The organism is Alteromonas sp. I10, from assembly GCF_003201515.1.
GTDB classification, from domain to species: domain Bacteria; phylum Pseudomonadota; class Gammaproteobacteria; order Enterobacterales; family Alteromonadaceae; genus Alteromonas; species Alteromonas macleodii.
On the sequence record NZ_QJJN01000004.1, the window covers coordinates 237,970 to 253,230 of the forward strand.

Annotated in this window: 12 protein-coding genes; 5 read left to right on the forward strand and 7 right to left on the reverse strand. The window is 44.0% G+C overall.

What is annotated here, in order from left to right; translation table 11 throughout:
* Positions 1-2: 2 nt before the first annotated feature.
* From BZA03_RS10050 to kduD, 3 genes are read right to left on the reverse strand one after another with little or no spacing between them, the layout of a single operon-like run.
* The gene (locus tag BZA03_RS10050) at positions 3-986 is read right to left on the reverse strand and encodes a TRAP transporter substrate-binding protein (RefSeq protein ID WP_110288691.1); all 984 of its coding nucleotides are present in this window, start codon (positions 984-986) and stop codon (positions 3-5) included.
* Positions 987-1,016: 30 nt separating this feature from the next.
* Positions 1,017-1,862 (reverse strand): 5-dehydro-4-deoxy-D-glucuronate isomerase, encoded by an 846-nt coding sequence (gene kduI / locus BZA03_RS10055; RefSeq protein ID WP_110288692.1) that lies wholly within the window; start codon positions 1,860-1,862, stop codon positions 1,017-1,019.
* A 21-nt stretch (positions 1,863-1,883) separates the two neighbouring features.
* The gene (kduD, locus tag BZA03_RS10060) at positions 1,884-2,642 is read right to left on the reverse strand and encodes a 2-dehydro-3-deoxy-D-gluconate 5-dehydrogenase KduD (protein ID WP_014976831.1); all 759 of its coding nucleotides are present in this window, start codon (positions 2,640-2,642) and stop codon (positions 1,884-1,886) included.
* A gap of 178 nt (positions 2,643-2,820) precedes the next feature.
* Between kduD and BZA03_RS10065 the strand changes: the two genes are divergently transcribed.
* From BZA03_RS10065 to BZA03_RS10075, 3 genes are all read left to right on the forward strand, one after another.
* On the forward strand, positions 2,821-4,050 hold the full coding sequence (locus BZA03_RS10065) for a DUF4861 family protein (protein WP_110288693.1): 1,230 nt from the start codon (positions 2,821-2,823) through the stop codon (positions 4,048-4,050).
* Positions 4,051-4,502: 452 nt separating this feature from the next.
* Entirely contained in the window at positions 4,503-6,359 is a 1,857-nt protein-coding gene (locus BZA03_RS10070) for an alkaline phosphatase PhoX (protein ID WP_110288694.1), read from the forward strand.
* 65 nt (positions 6,360-6,424) lie between these two features.
* Positions 6,425-8,173: a hypothetical protein gene (locus BZA03_RS10075; protein ID WP_110288695.1), complete on the forward strand. Its 1,749-nt coding sequence runs from the start codon at positions 6,425-6,427 to the stop codon at positions 8,171-8,173.
* Positions 8,174-8,289: 116 nt separating this feature from the next.
* On the opposite strand, the gene BZA03_RS10080 is transcribed toward BZA03_RS10075, so the two are convergent.
* On the reverse strand, positions 8,290-9,273 hold the full coding sequence (locus BZA03_RS10080; RefSeq protein WP_110288696.1) for a glycosyltransferase family 2 protein: 984 nt from the start codon (positions 9,271-9,273) through the stop codon (positions 8,290-8,292).
* Positions 9,274-9,828: 555 nt separating this feature from the next.
* On the opposite strand from BZA03_RS10080, the gene BZA03_RS10085 reads away from it, so the two are divergent.
* Positions 9,829-10,377, forward strand: coding sequence for a hypothetical protein (locus tag BZA03_RS10085; protein ID WP_014949862.1), 549 nt, complete (start codon positions 9,829-9,831; stop codon positions 10,375-10,377).
* A gap of 17 nt (positions 10,378-10,394) precedes the next feature.
* Here BZA03_RS10085 and BZA03_RS10090 read toward each other — a convergent pair whose 3' ends face one another.
* Entirely contained in the window at positions 10,395-11,378 is a 984-nt protein-coding gene (locus BZA03_RS10090) for an endonuclease/exonuclease/phosphatase family protein (RefSeq protein WP_110288697.1), read from the reverse strand.
* A 666-nt stretch (positions 11,379-12,044) separates the two neighbouring features.
* On the opposite strand from BZA03_RS10090, the gene BZA03_RS10095 reads away from it, so the two are divergent.
* Positions 12,045-12,653: a BON domain-containing protein gene (locus BZA03_RS10095; protein ID WP_110288698.1), complete on the forward strand. Its 609-nt coding sequence runs from the start codon at positions 12,045-12,047 to the stop codon at positions 12,651-12,653.
* Positions 12,654-12,775: 122 nt separating this feature from the next.
* Here BZA03_RS10095 and BZA03_RS10100 read toward each other — a convergent pair whose 3' ends face one another.
* Entirely contained in the window at positions 12,776-13,582 is an 807-nt protein-coding gene (locus tag BZA03_RS10100) for a TIGR03915 family putative DNA repair protein (RefSeq protein WP_110288699.1), read from the reverse strand.
* Positions 13,583-13,598: 16 nt separating this feature from the next.
* Entirely contained in the window at positions 13,599-14,840 is a 1,242-nt protein-coding gene (locus tag BZA03_RS10105) for a putative DNA modification/repair radical SAM protein (RefSeq protein WP_110288700.1), read from the reverse strand.
* Positions 14,841-15,261 lie beyond the last annotated feature (421 nt).

Below are 15,261 nucleotides of genomic sequence, written 5' to 3' on the forward strand. Positions count from 1 at the left end.
TGTTACATCGCTTTTATTTGCGTAATTAAGTCGCCAATTGGCGTGTCTTCAAAGCTCTTATGAAAAGGCTTTACCGCTTCAACGAAAGGCGCTTTATCAGGCGTAATAACTGTGACGCCTTCGGCTTTTACCTTTTCTAAAGAGGCTTGCGTAGATGTTTTCCAAAGTTCGCGTTGGTATTCAACAGAGTCTTCCATTGCTTTGGTTAGCCACGTTTGCTGCTGTTCATTCAAACTTTCCCATACCGGCAGCGATGCCAGCATGACGTCTGGAACACTGGTATGCTCGTCAAGGCTGTAGTAACGGGCAATTTCATAATGACGTGAAAGGTAGTAGCTGGGCGGGTTATTCTCTGCGCCGTCTACAACGCCTTGCTGAAGCGCAGTGTACAGTTCTCCCCAGGCAACGGGGGTTGCAGCTCCTCCAAGTGCGCGAACTGTTGCTACTGCAGTGGGGCTGTTCAACACGCGAATTTTGAGTCCGTTCAGATCGCTTGGTGTTTCTATTGGTTTGTCGTTGGTGTAAAAACTGCGGCTTCCCGCATCGTAATAGCCGAGACCTTTAAGTCGGAAGTCTTCAACACCAGATAGCAACTCATCGCCTAAGTCGCTGTTTAATACACGCCAGAAGTGTTCGTTATCGCGGAAAATGTAGGGAATGCTAAAAATCTTCATTTCGGGAGCAAACCCTTCCAAAGGACTTGCCGACACCTTAGTCATGGCGAGTGAGCCAATCTGCAGCAGTTCTACCATCTCCCTCTCGGTTCCCAGCTGGCTGCTCGGGTAAATAACCACACTCATTGTACCGTCAGAATAGTAATCTAGGCGCTCTCCAAGATATTCCATTGCTTTATGTACTGAGTGTTGAGTGTCCAGCGTATGCCCCAAGCGCAATACGGTGACTTCGCCTTTCAGTTCATTTTGCGAACACGCCGAGGTTAGCAACAGGGCCGTGGCTGATAGTGTGAGTTTTATATACCGCAACATAATCATTACACCTATTTAGAGCAGGGCTGCTTAACGCAACTGTGAAGGCGGACACTTATCCATATCATCGTAATCCAGGTTTTCACCTGCCATTCCCCAGATAAATGCATAGCTTCCAGTACCTACACCACAATGAATGGACCAAGGTGGCGATACCACGGCTTCTTCATTCGCTACAAAAATATGGCGAGTTTCGTGAGGTTCGCCCATGAAGTGACACACGCGGCTTTCGCTATCCATATCAAAGTAAAAGTACACTTCATTGCGTCGGTCATGTTGATGAGCTGGCATGGTGTTCCAGACAGAGCCTGTATGCAGACGCGTTAGTCCCATTTGAAGCTGACAAGTATCGACAACAGTATTGATAAGTAACTGTTTGATATCACGCTTGTTGGAGGTTTCCTGACTGCCTAAGTGAAGGATGTTTGCATCTGTGCTGCCTATTTTTTTGCAGGGATAGGCGTGGTGAGCCGGCGCCGAGTTTAAGTAATATTTGGCAGGATTGGACGCGTTGTCCGACTCAAAAATGACTTCTTCATTGCCTTGTCCGATGTACAAGGCCTCTTCATTATCAAGGTGATAAGTGGTGCCTGAAACAGTAATGGTTCCAGGCCCGCCGATATTAATTACACCGACTTCGCGACGGGCGGTAAAGAACGGCATCTTTAACTGATCTTCAATGGTTTCTAGCGTTAGCGCTGACGTTGTCGGTACGGCACTTCCAAGCATAAAGCGTTCGTAGTGGGTGTATATCCATACGACTTTACCTTGTGTCATTAGGGTGTCGACTAAAAACGCGTCACGCAATTCTTGCGTGTTGTAAGCATTGGCCTCTTTACGACCGATAGCATATCGGGTGTCTATTTTATTGCTCATGGCTGTATCCCCATTCGTTAATTAACGTGCTAGAAAGCCGCCGTCGACAGCAAGGATATGGCCGTTTACGTAATTGCTTGCTGCGCTCGCAAGAAATACCGCCGCACCTGCTAAATCATCACTTTCCCCCCAGCGATTAGCTGGAATGCGGGCACAAATTTCAGCACTGCGTGTTTCATCATCTTGCAGTGCTTGGGTGTTATCGGTTTTGATGTAACCTGGCGCAATTGCGTTCACCTGCACATTGTATTGGCCCCATTCGTTTGCTAGCGCTTTCGTAAGGCCCGCAATGGCGTGTTTACTCGCGGTGTAAGCAGGAACGGTGATGCCACCTGTATAACTTAACATTGATGCAATATTGATGATTTTGCCTTGTCCCCGTTCTACCATCGTCTTGCCAATAGTTTGGCTAAGTAGGAAAGCTGAATCGATGTTGACAGCAAGCACGTTTTTCCACTCGTCAAAAGGAAAGTCGGTTGCTGGTGCTCTGAAAATAGTGCCGCCGTTATTCAGCAGGATGTCGATGTGTCCTTTAATGCTTAACGCATCTTCAGCAAGTTTAACTACCGCGTCGGCATCAGCGAGGTCGGCATCTAATGCCATGGCTTGACCACCTTCACTTTGAATTTTACGTAGTGTCTCGTCACATCCACCTGGTCGAGAACTGGCGCAGATGACGAAGGCGCCAGAAGTGGCGAGTGCTAAAGCAAGCGCTTGGCCTATACCTCGACTTGCTCCGGTCACTAATGCGGTTTTACCTTCTAGGCTAAAGTTGACCATGTAATTTACCTTTCACTAAATGGTTCATGGGTATGACGAATTTTATCGACATACTAAATTGAAAAATCTCGTTAACAAAATTTAAAATAATTGCCACCGGTGGCATTTGTCAATATATTGTTTATAAATATCGTTAATTAGTTAAATGCGTTAACAACCGATGGGGAGCATAAAAGTGATGAAATTTAGTAAGATAGGTCTAATTTTGGTGCCATTATTGGCAAGTTGCTCACAAGGGGATATAAATTCGGCTTTGTCTGTTAAGGTCAAAAATTCGGCAGACGGAGGTAGCGGCGATCAAATTTTCGAAGTATCTATTCCCCCGCAATATTCGGGGTGGAAGTTAAAGCAATATCCGTCAGAATGGATTGAGAATAGCGAAGGGCAAGCGGTGTTACTAGGTGCAGCATCCATTGCGCCAGGAAGTAGTGCGTCATTGGAACTTATGCCACCTGAGCAAGCTACGAATGTTAACCTCCAAGACCGGGCACACGCTGAACTTTCCGTAAGAACAGGAGGAGAGTGGCAAGACGCAGTATATAGCGCTGAGGTTTTTTCTTTTGAAGAAGTTACCTCATTCACATCGCCTCCGCAATTGACCGATCATTCTTACTTTTTGCGTTACGAAGGACCAGGTTGGGAGTCTGATCAAATGGGCTATCGCCTTTATCTTGATTGGCGTAACGCTATTGATGTCTTTGTTAAAGCGAACGACAGTGTAGTATTACCTGAGGTGGGGCAAGACGGCTACGATAGCTATCATAATTTATCTTCGTGGGGTGGAGACGCGCTTAAAGTTGGTAAATCGTTGGGCGTGGGTGCGCTAGGTCGATTAGCAGAACAAGAAACCCAAGACTCCTCAACGCAGACAGTTATGCACTTTCAGCATGTAGAGACTACGCAATACCAATTAGTCTCGAACTCTCAGTTGCGGGCTGAGTTCGAGGTTGGCTACGAAGGGTGGTCATCGTCTGATGCGAAAGCGGACAGCATCGACGTTACCACGCACTATCGAATTGATGCGTTTGACCCCACCACCCACATCAGCGTTTCTGTATCAGAGCCATCGGATAATATTGTCGCAGGTCTAGTGGCGCATGATGGAATGCAGGTGATTAAAGCCGAGCGTGGTGAGTGGGGCGTTGTAGCGACTTGGGGAACGCAAAGTATCTTGGCAGATAATGACAACTTAGGATTGGCCGTTGTTTATCGGTTAGATCAGGTCGAAAAGGTATTCGAGGGTGAACATGATCACCTTGTATTGTTCAAACCTTTAACCACTTTAGACTATAAAATTCTCGCGGTTTGGCCTAAGCGCAGCAGTGATGTACAAACTGCAAAGCAGTTTAAAGATTATCTGGTTAATAAATTAAAGATGTATAATCATCCTCTTACCGTCTTAAACTAAGTATTACGTAGCGACCGGGCTAACGGGCCTTAGCGAAATGCGTAGCCCGTTAGCTTATATTATGTCTTTCTCTAATTGCCTTCTCCAACTACCCTCTTTTTCCATTTTTAGCCCATCCAACTTTCAAGCAGTTATGTCCTGTTGTGTTCACAGGCACAAAGCTCTGACCAGTATTGTGAAACAAATAATTCATAAACTGACTGAGTGGTTCAGGTTTTCTTGATTGAGTATTCAATAATCCCAATGTTTACAGCGCCTTCGTAAATTTTCGCATTTGTTTTATTCGTTTTTTCAGACCCTTGTGTCAATAAAGCTTCATTTTGGTGTCAATTCACTGTCACCGGAATGTCACAAATGTCCTCCAGACTTTCGCCCGCTAAGACCGTTTACTGAGGTGAGTCTTCTGCTTACCTCCACTCAACATCGAAAACAAGTATAAGCAAGGAACTATAATGAAAAGCGAAACTCTTCGTGGAATTAAGTATTCAGCGATAGCACTGGCTGTAACACTAGGGATGACTGCCTGTTCACTGGAAGGTGACGATGGCGAAGACGGTGTACAAGGCCCTGTAGGTGAGCAAGGCCCAGTAGGAGATCAAGGCCCGGTGGGCGATCAAGGTCCTCAAGGTGATAGTGCAGGTACGCTAACACGTATCGCTACGGTTCCACTTGGTGCAGAAGTGACCGGTATATTCTTAACAGACGAAGGCGATTTATTTTTTAACGTTCAGCACCCGTCTGGCACTAATGCGGCGACAACCAGTGTAAATGCAATGCCTATCAACACCGGTACAGTGGGCGTGCTTGCAGGTGCTAACTTCAACAATCTGCCAGTAACATTACCAAATTCACCTGTACCAAGCTCAGATGAAGAAAAAGAGCTGGTGGTTTCTGCCATTGGTCAATATCAAGTACTTGGACAAACGGGCGACACTTTCGGTACTGACCTGCCAGAAGGCTTAGGTCACATCTACACGTTGGATGGCGAAGAGTTGGTTCTTGAAAATGACATGCCTGATTTTAACGGCTTCATCTCAACCGCCGAAGGCGAAGGTTACCTTTTCTCGAACTGGGAAGAGCTTCCTGGCGGTATGAGCCGCATGAAAGTTGAAAAAGACGAGTTTGGTATGTGGGAAGTAACTGAAGCCATGATGCTGGATTTCTCGCCAGTGTGGGGAACGGCGGCAAACTGCTTTGGTTCAATGTCACCTTGGGGTACACCGCTTACTTCAGAAGAGTGGGTGGTTGATTCGGCGGTGGATACGACAACATCACCAAGCTGGAATAACCCAGAGGCCGTTTCTACAGATGCGCGCTTAGGTCGTATGTGGCAAATGACGGCGCCAGATGCGCCAAACCCGTACAACTATGGCTACATTGCGGAAGTAACAGAGCCGTTGGCTGATGAGCCGGTTATTGTTAAGCATTTTGCCATGGGCCGTTACGAGCATGAGAACTCAACGGTCATGCCTGACGGCAAAACGGTTTACCTTTCTCAAGATGATACGGGTGGCGTACTGTTTAAGTTTGTCGCAGACACAGCTGAAGACTTATCGGCAGGTACACTCTACGGCGCTAAGCTCACTCAGGATGCAGGTCAGAATGATCCTGCGACAACTGGTTTTGCGGTTGAATGGGTGGAATTTGCTAGCGGTGATAACCTGACTATTCGCGCGTGGATTGATGAATACAATGGTATTGGTACCGACGATTACGTGGATGGACAAAGTTCTTACATTACTATGGCCGACGTTCAAGCATGGGCTGATGGCGATGCGACCTATCCAACGGTAGAGGAAGGTGGCTCTAGCGTAACAGCAGGACAGCCAATGGATAACCGAGTAGCGTTCTTAGAGAGTCGTGCAGCGGCTCGTCTTAAAGGGGCTACCGCAGAGTGGAGAAAACTGGAAGGTATCTCAATCAACCAGAAACGCGCAAAGGAAGCGGTTGAAGGTGTAGATACTATCGAAGGTGAAGTGGTACAGAATGCATACCTTTACATCGGCATCGCTGATATCGACAACACAATGATTGACGGTGAAGGCGATATGCAGCTTTCAGCCCGCGTTAAAGACTGTGGTGGTGTTTATCGTGCCAAGCTTGAAGAAGGCTATAACATCTCTCGTATTGAACCTGTGGTGATGGGCGGTACGTACCGTTCAAGCCTAACTGGCGCCGAGCGTTGTGACGTTGAACAGCTTTCTCAACCAGATAACGTAGTGGTGATGAACGACGGCCGTATTCTTATCGGTGAAGACGGTTTCCAAGAAAACAATACGCTGTGGATGTATGAGCCAGCAGATAAGTAAGTTTTCTTTTTAATTTAAAAATACTCCGGGCACTTATGTGCCCGGATTTTTCCGTTGTGACGATTATGAAAATGTTAAAAATAACTTCAGGTGTAGGCATTCTGCTTTCACTACTTATCGGTGCAGGATGCACTGATAACACGGGTACTGACTTGAACAATCAGTCAAACTATGAGCAAAACTCAACAAGCTTTACAGTTGACACGCAACTGCCTCCTTCTACTCACGAAAAGACCGACAGCACCCACGCTTATCCTTATCAAGAAGGCGATGCTATTCCCGCTCTGGCATATATTGAACACGATGAAGTGTATAACCCTGAATCTGTTATTCCTCCCCAGTGTTACACCAAAACAGAAGGTGTTAACAACCCATGTTATGCATGCCACCAAAGTTACGATTCAATGGAAAAGCGTCCTAATCAAATGGGCGATGGTACGTTACAGGGCAACTACGAATTTTCTGACGTAGGGTTAACAAACAGCTGGAAAAACCTGTTTATTGACCGTACATCACTAATTGCGGGCATTGATGATGCCACGATTAAAAAATATATAGCGCAAGACAACTATACCGCTTCGCTTAACAATGACGCCATGCCAGACTACATGCGTATTGAAAATTTGAGCGCCGCTGACAAGGCATTTGATGGCGACGGTTTTGCTAAAGATGGCAGTGGATGGGTGTCGTATAATTACAAGCCTTTCCCAAGTACTTTTTGGCCGACTAACGGGTCAACCGGCGATGCTATGATCAGACTTCCTGAAAGCTTTCAAAGGCTAAATAGCAAGTATAATAAGGCTATCTATACATTGAACCTAAGCTTGGTTGAAATGGCACTTAAAGAGCTGGATACGTTAACTGTGGCGCCGGTCAACGAATTAGCGTTGAACCTTGACGTAAACCAAGACGGAAAACTTACCAATTCAGTGACTGAAATCGCTCGTTTGTCGCATTATGTTGGCGACGCAAGCGATGTTCCGCTAGCGCACATGCTTTACCCCGAAGGTACAGAATTCTTACATACCGTGCGCTACATTGGCGTGGATGAAAACGGGAATATTTATAACGCGCCGCGTATGAAGGAAGTGCGCTACATGAAAAAGCATATGTTCAGAAGCAGAGAAAGCTTAGCATCTGCCTATTATGCGGAAGCAAAAGATAAGCATTTTGAAAAGCTGCCCCAAACCCGCTACTTAGGTGAAAAAGGAATAGACAACGGCTTTGGCTGGACAATTAATGGCTTCATTGAAAATGAGCAGGGCGAACTTCGTGCACAGCACGATCAAGAGCTTGCGTTTTGTAACGGCTGTCACAAAACAGTAGGGTCAACCTTCGACCAAACATTTTCATTTGCACGAAAAGTTCCCGGACAAGCAGGGTGGGGCTATATAGACCTGCGTGAAATTGAAGATGTGCCAAATATCAACGAGGAAAAAGGCGAGTTCCTTACTTATATGGAGCGCGTGGGCGGTGGCGATGAGTTCCGTCAAAACGGAGAAATGCTGGCCAAATGGTTTGATGAAAAAGGCATGGTCAAGGTGGAAGAAGTGCAACGTGCCAAGTCAGTGTACGACATCATTACTCCTTCACCAGAGCGCGCGTATGCGTTGAACAAAGCGTATTTGACCATAGTGAAAGAGCAAAGCTATTTGTTCGGTCGCGATGCAACGCTGACTAAGGCGACTAATGTGTTAAGCACTATTGATGCCGAACAGCTACCGCTTAAGCCTGAACATCGTTTCAAGTGGGATATGCGACTTAACTGGCAACACGAAAAGCCAAGCGCCATCGCAGAAGCGCGTCAACAGTAACCAGTAGAGATGCCTTCAGACGTAAAGTTTGATATCTAACAATTACTGCACTCGCGAGCTTTCTATTGCTCGCGAGCATCTAATTCGAGTGCTTTCCCGCCACAATGCAAGATCGCTTAAGCTGAAGTGCTCAGAAGACCAGATTCTTTCTCTGGGGAATGAAAAGATGTGAACGCGATATTGTTCTGAGCGTTCGTTACCATTGGCTTCTCGGCCGGAGCTCCTGGTGTGTCTTCCTCTACCTGCTGGGGGAGGTGCTTGATCTTAATGCCGTTTTGCTTGAAGTCAGCATTAATAAAACCTTGGTCTGCATACGCGTTCAATACATTGACACATGGGTAAAATCCCCATTTCGAATGAAAACGCTGTGCATTATGAACAAAGTCTAAAAGGTGATTTATCGGGCATTGATAATTAGGGCGGTGTGGTGCAAATGTTCGCGTGGGCAGTTGCTCTAACGAAAACCCTAATGCTCTACAGTTAGTGAAGAAATCTTCGTCGTTTAGTCCGAAACCCGCGTAGCCTTCATCGAAGCCGCCGGTTTTCTGAAAGTCTGCCTTACGAATAAAAAACACTGTAGAACAAATACTATCGTCACTAAACTTTCCATGATTAATTTCCTGATCTCTTGAAGGTATTTCGTTATTGTCGTCTTCGGGTAACGTGTCGTCATTACTTGCTAAATAACCGATTTCTTTTTCATCTTTTGAAATTTGTCGGTAGGGCTTACTGCAGCGCTCATTGGGTAAAAACACCACTGATGTAAACACTACGGTGTTGTCACGAAGCGCAAGCAAGCCATCTCTAAAAAGCGATGGGGCAATAACTGCGTCTACGTTTAGGTAGACTAAATTCGCGTGCTTGGCCGCTGACATACCCTTGTTGCGCGCTTTCGCTATCGGAAGAGCATCTTGAGTCACAAACTTGTGAACAATGTCGAATTTGTCACTGCGTACGAGTGACAAATCAGAAGGAGGTGCCATCCAAACAATGACTAGTTCATCTGGCGTTGGAGAGCATTGCTCTAACTGAGTAATCAAATTGGCCAGCTTCTCAGTTCTGCTCTTAACAATAGTTACTGCACTTATTGGTGAACGCATACTCTTCCTCCCTTTCTAATTTGTTGAACCTGTAATAACGACGACATGAAACGTTGAACGTTATACTTTCGTAGAAGCAAAGAGTGTTCCTGTTTTGTAAGTTATTGATTATTAGTTAAAAGCTTTGTTTAAAAATTCTGTTCTCGAGAATTTTCAGCAATGGTTGAGCGCCAAGGCAAGCAAGAGGTGCAAAGTGAGAGAAAAATTTACAAACGAATGTATGGAGGCCAACAGCAGTTTTTTATGTAAATTTTTGGTGGTTTGTTCTAATTTGCAGTTTAACATGACGCTTCTTTTCATAAGTCTTGTTTTACTGTGCATCTAGCGCGTAATTGCTTTGCCGTTCCCACATATTTTGATATGCTTGGTCAGTAGGTTAAACATTACAATTCAATAGTTTAAATATTCCTACAAATATTGCTTAACACGTTTTCTTTCGAGTAGAACTAATCTCATATTATTGGTTTTTACTCACTCAGAGTGTAGGTAAATCTTCAGCCTTACTTGTAACGTATTAATTTCTGAATTTCGTATTTTTTCTGGTGGACAAAGGCTGTGGAATCACAATCGTCTGTATTCATTCGACACTATGATAAACAATCATTAAAGGTGGTTGATGTTATATCTGGTATCTCACCAAATGCTATGCGCAGAGTATTTGGCGGCTGGATATTTTTCGCAGCTGTTGTCGGCGTTATTGTAAGCGTAGCACCAGATTTGAGCGCTCAATTTATCGGTTTAACACTTTTCGTTCTTGTTGCTTTTACACTCGTAATGTTTGGACAGAGCAGAATAACGGAAGGCTGGCCAGCTATAATTTGCGACAACAACTACATCGGCGTGGTGAGAGACCCTGTTAAGAGAGAGTATATTTGTGTGAACTCTGCTCTGGTCAAAGAAGCTAACCCCACATTAATAAAACCCAACAAAAAAGCGGTTGAGATTGTGTTAGATAGCGAACAACTATCGGCAGAAGATCAAGAGGTGCTAAACCAAGCGGTTTGGCCTCGGGATAACAAGCTAATAGGGCTAGCCCATTTTAAAAAGCGTGAAGAGGCGTGTGATAGCCTCATGTGGTGTGTCAAACACCGTAGCTCTCATTAGATTTACAGTCTTGAGTATTACTCCTTGTCCGTGATTAGCGCTAGTTCGGTATAAAGCGGGTAGTGGTCTGAGCCTATGCTTTCAAGCTTCTCTATATTGACCAATGCAAAATGCTCCGAGTGAAATACGTGGTCTAACGGCCATTTCACTAAAGGATATTTCGCGTGAAATGTATTGAAAAAACCGCGCCCCTCTCGTGGGTCTAAAAGTCCGCTTATTTTCTTGAACTTTCTGGTAGTAGGTGACCAAGCTACATCGTTAAGATCGCCAGCGACGACAATAGGGCCCTCTGTTTTAGCTATTTCTTCCCCCACAACAGTAAGTTCTACGTCTCTGGGCTTTGCATACGTGTTTTCTGTTGGGCTTGGTGGTTTTGGATGAAGAAAATATAGCGTGACATCTTGTCCGTGGTGATTGATTTTCACTTTCATAGACGGCACATCTTCTTCTATTAAAAATCGCAATGAGACCTCTTCAAAGGGAAGCTTACTATAAAGGTGCATACCGTAGAGGTTTTCGAGTGGGCAAAATTTACGATACGGGTATTCAGATTCAATTTCACTGATGCCTTTCTGCCACTTCTCATTAGATTCCAACGTTACGAGAAAATCAGGTTGCTTATTACGTACATGTTCAATGAGCTTGCGAAAATCGTCATTAGGCATATACACATTGCTTGATAAAACACTTAGCTTTTGGCTCGCACTCTCAACCTCGACGTGCCTAACTTCTCTTTTATACAGAGGGGTATAAGGAATGATCCAGATAACCTGATAAATAAGGCTAACTGTTAATCCAGCGACAATAATTACTGCTAGGCTATCTATCTGTGCGTAATAGGTTGATTCAAAAATATGCCCAGCAATTAACAAAGAAATGATAGCTGCTATTTGTAGTCGCGGAAATTCCCACACTCTTACTAACCAATGAGAAGAAGGAAGCAAAGGGGCCCAGCTTACGGCTATAAATAAGACTGAAACAGCAGTTAGTGCAGTATCCATGTCTAGTTGGTCCTTGAGTTTAATTAACGAAAAACACTCCACATGTTGCTTCTGTCTGCAAAACTAAATTGATGACTATAGCTAGGGCCTGTTGACCTTTGGTGTACGAATTTTGGTCTAAATGGAAGCCTTTTAATCGCGAAACAGTCCTGCAAGCCTAGCGGGCTAAGTTAAAGGACTGTGACAAAGAGTAAAAGGCTTCCATAACGACCCCTTCGGGCAGCGCCTTTGTGCCATCTATACTGCGTTGAATGTTCTCGATTTAGAACCACTAAACCGTCAAACATTCGCCTTGTCTAGATGGCACACAGACCGCTGCAAAAATGTACAACAAAGGTCAACAGGCCCCAGTGAAGCGACACAAATCGTTATAACTACGGCAGCTTTGTGAAATAAGTTTAACCTAAGTATCACTGCAACTTAGCGGCGGCCAACGACAAAAAGTTATCCCCTAGTACAATTAATAGGTGCTTTTCTTAAGTGAAGTTGACGAGTTTTGGGCATTAACAAAATTAAGTAAAAAGTTCTCAAACAAAGGCAAAGTTTGCAAAACAAAACTTACTTAACTAGCCCTGGATTTGAATTTTTATAATATAAAACAATGCCTTATTTTGTTGGCAAGGAATTGGCATGACTATCTACGAGTTTCGACAAAGGAGAAATGTTATGAAACGTTCACTTATTTCTATGATTGTTGCTACAACTTTGACTACAGCTGCATATGCAGGTGACATGGACACAGACAGCACAACTAATAAATGGGAGAAAGGTGCCAAAGACGCATGGATTGATGGCAAAGCAGAAGCAACGCTGTTGTTCAATGGTAACCTAGATTCATTCGACATTAACACTGACGTTAAAAACGGTAATGTCGTTCTTACTGGTAAGGTTGAGAACTCTGTTGATAAAAAGCTAGCGGAAGAGCTAGTAGCGAATATTGACGGTGTAACGTCTGTAGACAACAAGCTAACGGTTGTCTCTGACAAAGATATGGAAGGCGACATGTCAGATGACATGGAAGATACTGTTGACGAAGGCACAAGCGAGTTAACTGACGCCAAAATCGCCACAGTAATCAAAACCCGTCTTCTTATGGATACCGATATTTCAGGTTTCGACATCGATGTTGACGTAGAAAACGGTGTAGTAACACTGACTGGCGACGTTGATTCTGATGCTGAGCGTGATCTAGCTGTGGAAATTGCCAAGAATGCATCTGACGTAAAAGATGTTGAAAGCAACCTTCGTGTAGTTACTGAAACTGCGATGAACTAATATCATTGTTGCTTTACACAAAAAAAGGGGCCTCGGCCCCTTTTTTTCTGGTCACGTTTTACAGAGCTTTCCAAATCGCAAAAAACAAGGGAAGCACAGCTGCTAATATTTGTCAGGAGAACTCATTCACCATTCTCCACTTTTTTCCCATTTAGTATCATCTTACGCGCTCTAGCATCCGAGTGGCGTATCATATCGTTAATAAGCGACGTCTCAGGCATATTCTTCCAGTATTTTTTTGGCATTGAACTTAACATCGCCTTTGTTTTTACGCGGGCAGGATTAAATATATTTGCATAATACGTAAGCCAGTATTTTTCAATTCTGTCATCATTTGGAATGATACTAGGGTCAGGATTATCTTCCAAAACAAGTGTTTTAGTATTCCAATGCGCAGCTCGATAAGGGGTAAGTATTGACCAACACATATTTTTAAAACGAGTCTGAAAAAAATCGAGCTTCATCTCCAAGCTGAAGTGTTCTGGTTCATACCACGCAATAAAATGCTCTTGTCCGTCAAGTACGACTTCTCGAAATCTCAAAAAAGCACTTATCTTATATGCATCGCGTTTTACTGCTTTAGCCAGCATGTTGAGACGCAACACATCTTCGTCAGTTTTTAAGTGAATAAGGTTTCTGTTTTCGAAAACTACTCGCCATAAAACGCGGTAACATAAAGCGAAACGATCGGGGGCTTGGTGGCATAACGCATACTTCAACAGCGTTAAAACTGATCTGGGAATTCTGTAATTCGTTTGGCTTTCACCAATAGCGTTGGCCGAATCGGTCACGGCAAACAAGTCGTCTTGGTTAGATTGCGAAGTTTGCCATGTAACGTTCTCCGGAGGTATGTGTTGGGCTAGACATTCTCTCGATGCTTTTCGCCATTCGTCGTATCCGGGCACTGATGAAATTGTTACTTTTTTCATTGTGGTACCAATTAGATTAAGCGCTGAACAATTCAAACTGTTTTGGTTGTTTAAATTGCTGTTCAAAGTTACTGCTATCGAGCAAATGGATAGCGGGGGAATAATCACTAACAGTAATGAACGGTTTTAATTTTTGTAAGGGTAAACGCATTTTTGTGAGATCGAACCAGCTAAGCTTTGTGTAACGTCGAATAGCCAGAATTTTTTGTACTGTGCGTGCTCCCAGTCCAGGAACTCGCAATAAAAGTAGCTTGTCAGCTTTGTTTAAATCGATGGGAAATATGTGGCGATTGCGTAGCGCCCACGCAAGCTTGGGGTCGTGCTCCATATCTAGCATGTCGTTATGTACGATTTCATCTAAACCAAATCCATAAAAGCGCAGGAGCCAATCGGCCTGATAAAGTCGGTGTTCACGGATAAGTGGCGCCGGTTTAAGAGGCAAGACTTCAGACGCATCTGGGATGGGCGAAAATGCAGAATAGTAAACGCGCCGCAATTTTTGTTGACCATACAGTTTGACACTCGTGCCAAGGATAACTTTATCATTTGAGTCATCGGCTCCTATGATCATCTGAGTGGACTGTCCGCCAGGAGCAAAGCGAGGTGGGCGTTTACCCGAGTAGGTTTTATCTACTTTGTGTTCATTTATTTTGTCTTTCAATGTATTCATTGAACCGTGAATTTCAGCAAGGTCTTTTTCCGGGGCGTATTTGTTCAACGAATTTTGTGTCGGCATTTCGATGTTTATACTTAGCCTATCGGCATATAAGCCAGCTTCAGCCTGTAGTTCAGGAGATGCATTCGGAATGGTCTTAAGATGAATGTATCCTTTAAATCCGTGTTCAATGCGAAGAGACTTCGCGATGCGTACCATGCTCTCCATAGTCAGGTCAGGAGAGCCGACAATACCGGAACTTAAAAATAATCCCTCAATGTAGTTACGCTTATAAAAATTAAGCGTTAAATCAACCGTTTCTTTAACGGTAAAACGCGCTCGTTGAACGTTGCTAGACACCCTATTGATGCAGTAATGGCAATCGTATATGCAATAGTTGGTCATTAGGATCTTAAGTAATGATACGCATCGACCATCAGGGGTAAAGCTGTGACATATCCCTGACCCTCCTGTGAGCGAACCTATTCCTGTTTTGTCAGTTTTACCTGCTTTTCGTTTACCGGCGGAGCCACTTGCGCAAGAAGCGTCATACTTAGCGGCATCTGAAAGAATTTCGAGTTTTTGAATGAGTTTGTCATGCATCGCAAATGGTCACTTTCTCTAGGCAAATGTACGTGGTAGACGGTCTGAAAAAAACAAGATTCCATACCAGTACTTTGCTTGTTGTGGTATATCTCAATACTGTATGAGTGTACAGCATTGAGGGGAGTGAGTTTATTAAATCTGAAAGGAAAATTTTATCTTGCTGTGTGTAGAAAGTACCTTATACAACTTTAGTATAAGTTTTGGGTTGGTCTAAGCTGCTGAAAAATAAAGATTAACTATATGGTGCGGAAGGTGCATATGGTTAAGTAGATATGAGTGAATTACTTGATGTATTGAATAGACGAAAGTTTGTATTGTCAGGCAGAAAACATCTGCTGCAACGTGAAAGCTAGAAACTTAAAAAGTCGAATGACTCAATACGTTGGTGATAAATAGTTTTAATTAAGTGGATTGTAGC